The organism is Homoserinimonas sp., assembly GCF_056262345.1.
The window spans coordinates 1-4,645 of the sequence record NZ_JBACFR010000100.1 but is presented as its reverse complement, the minus strand read 5'-3'; the positions used below and the strand labels follow the sequence as shown (position 1 = coordinate 4,645).

The window sequence follows — 4,645 nt, the reverse complement described above, 5'->3', positions numbered from 1 at the left end:
CGAGGTCGAGCATCCCGAAAAGATGGTCGCGCTCGCTCACCGCCTGCTCGACGCCAACAAGCTGCGACCCAGAACCACAACCGGTCGCACCCGTGGCGACACCACGTGGGTCTATGGCCGCGAAGGCAAGCCGTGTCTGCGGTGCGGAACGCTCATCAGCGACGGGTTAATCGGTGGCGCTGGCGAGTACGAACGCCACGGGTATTGGTGCCCTCACTGCCAGAACTAGCGGCTCCTGCGTTCACAGCTGCCTCATAGTGTGCGCCGAGGGTCTGCTTAACCGGGCTCGCAAAACTTGAGGCACGAAGCCCCACAAGGCGGGGCTTACCAGGACCGTTGAACTCTCACGGGCACGAAAGGCACCATCTATGACTGAGACCACCACCACGCCCCCGACACCTGCCGCCGACGCCAGCTCGAACACCGGCCACGCACCCGAACCAGCCGCCACCCCCAAGCGCTGGACCCGCTTCGTAACCCCGGTCCTCGCCATCATGGCGGCGCTCATCATCGGCCTCTTCGGCGGACTTCTCATCGGGCAGAACACCGGCGGAGGGCCAGGACCTCGCGACGCCGGGTTCCCGGGCTCCTCCCAGGACAGCCCCATGCCGGGAGACGGCCGGGGACAGCAGGGCGATCACCGCGAGGACATGCGCGGAGACGACATGCGCGGCGATGACATGCGCGGCATGCCCGACGGCACGACCTCGGGCACCGTCACTGGCAGCGTCACCGCTGAGTCCATCACCGAAGGCTCTCCCGCATTCGGCCCGGTCGCTGAGCGCGCCGGAAACTAGCGCGTGACCCGCGCCCCGGAATTTCCGCCGGTTCGGGGCGCGGCCCGCCACTAGGCTCTGGCCATCATGAAGAAACTGGCCGCGTTCCTCGTTGTGATTGCCGTCGTTGCTGGCGCCTATCTGGCCACCTCGCCAGATTCCCTGTCGACTGCATTCACCGACCTACTTGTTGCGGACGGAGGCGAGCACAGCGACGAGCACAGCGACGGATCCGCGGATGCCGCGCCGACAGGGATCGACCAGGAAGCGGCCGCAGCATCGGCTTCTGCCGTCGCTCCCGTTTCGAAGCCCTTAGACGCCACCGCAGTGACCGTGGATTATGTGCACGACGGCGACACTCTTTTTGTGGTCACCTCCTCTGGAGAGCGGCTCAAGGTGCGCCTCATCGGCATCGATACCCCCGAAGTCGGCGACAATGCCGAGTGCTTCGGAAGCGAAGCAACGGCGCGAGCAAGGGCACTCATGCCAGAGGGGATGACGGCGTGGGTCACTGCCGACGCAGGGCCCCTCGACCAGTACGGCAGGAGTCTGCTGTATGTGTGGTCCGACTCCGGTGAGTTCGTAAACCTGACGCTGGTGGCGGAAGGATACGCGACGCCACTTTCTATCGCGCCTAATGTGCGCTACGAGCAGTCCTTCGCCACCGCAGCATCCTCTGCGCAAGCAGGTTCCGCAGGCCTCTGGGGGGCGTGTTGACGACCGAGAGGTGAGCCTTCTGAGTGTTAGGGTGGCCTAAGTCTGGCTAGGCAAAACGTGCTAGCCACATATCTGAAGGGCACATTTTCGAATGAGCTACATCAAGTCGGCGGCTCTGGAGGAGACCGGATTCGTCATCCTCGACAGGTACGACCAGGCGCAGGATCCGAAGGAATGGCTCGACCTGGAGTATGTCGACTGGAAGTCTTCTGGAGACACTCAGTTCGCTCCGCTCGCGAGCGCCAACGGCAAGATCGAGGTCAATGGCTTCTGGAACCACCAGCCCCCTCGCACCGACAAAGACGGCGTATGGATCGAGTCGCAGGTGGCGAAGGCTCCGCGCCTTACCGCTAGGGCACAGGAGCCCGGCGCCAATGTCGGCCGGTGCCGTGTGATTGAGCTCAAGCCCAACAGCTACGAAGAGACTCTCTACAACCTTCACCAGGACGACAACAACCGCCTCAACCCCGACGGCTCCGGTTGGATCGTGCGCGGGTTCTTCAACCTCTCCGACGATGCCGACTCGTGCCTCGTGCTGCGCGAAGAGCGCTTCGACCCCGACACTGAGATTCGCATCCCGCTGCCGGCTGGCGCTCAGGTGATCGTCGACACCCAGCGCTTCTGGCACGCCGTATGGCACCCGGGCCCCGAGAACCGCTACTGCCTCATCACGTCGTGGGAGTCCGGCCCTGAACTCGACGCCTTCATCGCCAAGCACCACGGAACCACGGAGCACACCAGCCCCGCTCTCGACCCCGCCGTCATCGCGCACGCGCAGGCCGATGTGCAGCGCCGCTTTGCGGAGCGAGCCGCGGCCCTTGCCGAGCGCGGCAGCGACGATGAAGGCCCCGAAATGTCCGACGTCTAGGCAGATCGGTCGTCTAGGCAGATCGGTCATCGCCATCTGATGAACCGCCTCCGACTCTTCGGGGGCGGTTCGTTAGTTAACCGCTAGGCAGCGGGGGTGTGATCCACGATCAGGCGTTCCGCCATCGACCGGGCCTGCTGCGCGGAATCGAGATCGCCCATCGCGGCCGTGACGATCGATCCCTTCATGAGGATGTGCAGCGAGAGCGCAAAGTCGTCCACATCAGTGAGCCCCGCACGCTCGGCCAAGCCCCTGATCATGCGCCTCACGTGATTGAGGTGCACGATGCTTGATTGGCCCAGCGGATGCTCCGGGCCCATTTCGAGAAGCACCTTAACGAACGAGTCCCCCTCGAAGTCATCACGGTGAAACCACTCGTCGAAGACATCGAAGATGCCGAGCAACTGTGCGCGAGGGGAGGCGCTGCGGCTGGCGACTTCGGCGACGATCAGCTCTGATGTCCACACCTGTTCGCGGCGATTGAGAAAAGCCTGAGCGAGCTCGTCTTTGGAGCTGAAATGGCGATAAAACGTGGCGATGGCGACCTTGGACTTGGTGATTATTTCGTCGACACTGACGTCGCGAATGCCTCGGTGAGAGAACAGGTCGTACGCGGCGTCCAGGATGCGCTCTCGGGCTCCCTGTTTGATCGGCTCAGTCATCGCCCTCCAATCTTAGCGCTTGACAGAACGCCTACTCTACCCCCTAAATGGGTACAGACAGAGCGTTCCATTCGCACAGATCGGTCATCCCGAGACGGCGCCAAGAAACGAGAGAATGAGGGAAACAATCGTGACCATCACCGCTCCCACCACAGCTCCCACCACCCCTGCCCCCTCGACGCCACGGCAGACGCAGCGCAGCACTGACCGGAGCAAGGCTCCGCGCGAGGCCCGAGTTTCAGAAGACGCAGTACGCGACTACCTGCAGGGGATCTCGGTGATCCCCCTGCTGGCCGCAGAAGAAGAGCCCGAGCTGGCTCGCCGCATCGAGGTTGGCGTGATCGCCCGCGAGCGACTCGAGACCACAACCGGCCCGGCCAAGCTCGTTCGCGAGTTGCAGCAGCTGGTCAACGAAGGCGAAGCCGCCTACCGCCAGTTCGTGCGCGCCAACCTCCGCCTGGTCGTGAGCGTTGCCAAGAACTACGTCGGCCACGGTGTTCCCTTCATGGATCTGATTCAGGAGGGCAACCTCGGCCTCGACCGCGCGGTGAAGAAGTTTGACTTCGCCAAGGGCTACAAGTTCTCCACCTACGCCACCTGGTGGATTCGCCAGTCGATTAGCCGGTGCCTCGCCGATTCGTCGCGTCTGATCCGAATCCCCGTGCATGCCGCAGAGAAGGTCGTTGCCGTTCGCAAGCTGTACCGGGAGCTCGAAACCGAACTCGGCCGCCGCCCCACCGTCGAAGAGCTCTCGGCCGAGACCGGATTCACGCCGGACAAGGTGCGCATCTATCTAGATGCCGACCGCGAGCCCGTGAGCATTCACACGCCCGTCGGCGAAGAGCAGGACACCGTGCTCGGCGACCTCATCGAGGATGACCAGCACGCGCCCGTCATCGACATCGTGAGCGCCGGCATCCGCAACGAGCTGCTGCACAAGTGCATCCAGACGCTGCCGGAGCGCGATGCCAAGGTGCTCAAGCTGCGCTTTGGCCTCGATGGCTGCGCCCCGATGACGTTCGACCAGGTGGGCGAGGTGTTCGGCATCTCACGCGAGCGGGTTCGCCAGCTTGAGCAGCGTGCCCTGCGCGCGCTTCGCGCACGCGAGTTCCGCGGCCCGCTTTCCGACAGCTAAAGGCTGACACCTAGGACTACTAGGTCCTCACGTACGAACGGCCCCGTTGGCCGCCCAGATGTGCCCGTGGTGGGACGCACTGGGATGCCAGCAGGGCCGTTTGTCGTGCAGCCCGCGCTCGGCACTACGCCCGGATGCGCCCCGTCGGCTGCCGGGTCGGGCGCGATAGACGCTTGGGGCTTTGCGTGATTCCCCACCAGGCCACCCTGGCCATTGCCTCGAAGACGATCGAGCTCGACATCTTGGATTTGCCTTCCTGTCGCTCGGCAAACTCGATGGGGACTTCGCGCACGCGACACCCACAGGTGTTCGCCCTCCACAGCATTTCGATTTGAAAGCAGTACCCGCGGCTCATCACCGTCTGCGGCTCGATCCGCTCTAGCGCCTCCCTGCGGAAGGCGCGGAATCCGCCGGTCACATCGGCAGACGTAACGGGCAGGCATGCCCGGGCAAAAACGCTACCGCCACGAGAGAGAAGCTGGCGCGC

At 64.0% G+C, this 4,645-nt stretch carries 7 protein-coding genes; 5 read left to right on the top strand and 2 right to left on the bottom strand.

Going from position 1 to position 4,645, the window contains the following annotated elements:
* The 4 genes from AC062T_RS05120 to AC062T_RS05105 all read left to right on the top strand — a co-directional run.
* Window positions 1-229: zinc finger domain-containing protein (locus AC062T_RS05120; RefSeq protein ID WP_476028003.1), on the top strand; the 229-nt coding region annotated here is incomplete at its 5' end.
* Between the two features lie 139 nt (window positions 230-368).
* A complete protein-coding gene (locus AC062T_RS05115) occupies window positions 369-797 on the top strand; it encodes a hypothetical protein (RefSeq protein ID WP_476028001.1) in 429 nt (142 codons plus the stop codon).
* A 66-nt stretch (window positions 798-863) separates the two neighbouring features.
* Window positions 864-1,493 carry a thermonuclease family protein gene (locus AC062T_RS05110; protein WP_476027999.1) on the top strand — a complete coding sequence of 210 codons (630 nt, stop codon included), beginning with the start codon at window positions 864-866 and terminating at the stop codon, window positions 1,491-1,493.
* 91 nt (window positions 1,494-1,584) lie between these two features.
* Window positions 1,585-2,361 carry a hypothetical protein gene (locus AC062T_RS05105; protein ID WP_476027997.1) on the top strand — a complete coding sequence of 259 codons (777 nt, stop codon included), beginning with the start codon at window positions 1,585-1,587 and terminating at the stop codon, window positions 2,359-2,361.
* Between the two features lie 83 nt (window positions 2,362-2,444).
* Here AC062T_RS05105 and AC062T_RS05100 read toward each other — a convergent pair whose 3' ends face one another.
* Complete coding sequence (locus AC062T_RS05100) at window positions 2,445-3,023, bottom strand: TetR/AcrR family transcriptional regulator (RefSeq protein WP_476027995.1); 579 nt, start codon at window positions 3,021-3,023, stop codon at window positions 2,445-2,447.
* A gap of 115 nt (window positions 3,024-3,138) precedes the next feature.
* Here AC062T_RS05100 and AC062T_RS05095 point away from each other — a divergent pair, with 115 nt between their 5' ends.
* On the top strand, window positions 3,139-4,158 hold the full coding sequence (locus AC062T_RS05095; RefSeq protein WP_476027993.1) for a sigma-70 family RNA polymerase sigma factor: 1,020 nt from the start codon (window positions 3,139-3,141) through the stop codon (window positions 4,156-4,158).
* Between the two features lie 124 nt (window positions 4,159-4,282).
* On the opposite strand, the gene AC062T_RS05090 is transcribed toward AC062T_RS05095, so the two are convergent.
* A partial coding sequence (locus AC062T_RS05090) for a glycosyltransferase family protein (RefSeq protein WP_476027991.1) occupies window positions 4,283-4,645 on the bottom strand: 363 nt, incomplete at its 5' end.

Coding starts and splice junctions, on each gene's coding strand:
- AC062T_RS05115 (WP_476028001.1), top strand. CDS start 369: ATGACTGAGACCACCACCACGCCCCCGACACCTGCCGCCGACGCCAGC.
- AC062T_RS05110 (WP_476027999.1), top strand. CDS start 864: ATGAAGAAACTGGCCGCGTTCCTCGTTGTGATTGCCGTCGTTGCTGGC.
- AC062T_RS05105 (WP_476027997.1), top strand. CDS start 1,585: ATGAGCTACATCAAGTCGGCGGCTCTGGAGGAGACCGGATTCGTCATC.
- AC062T_RS05100 (WP_476027995.1), bottom strand. CDS start 3,023: ATGACTGAGCCGATCAAACAGGGAGCCCGAGAGCGCATCCTGGACGCC.
- AC062T_RS05095 (WP_476027993.1), top strand. CDS start 3,139: ATGAGGGAAACAATCGTGACCATCACCGCTCCCACCACAGCTCCCACC.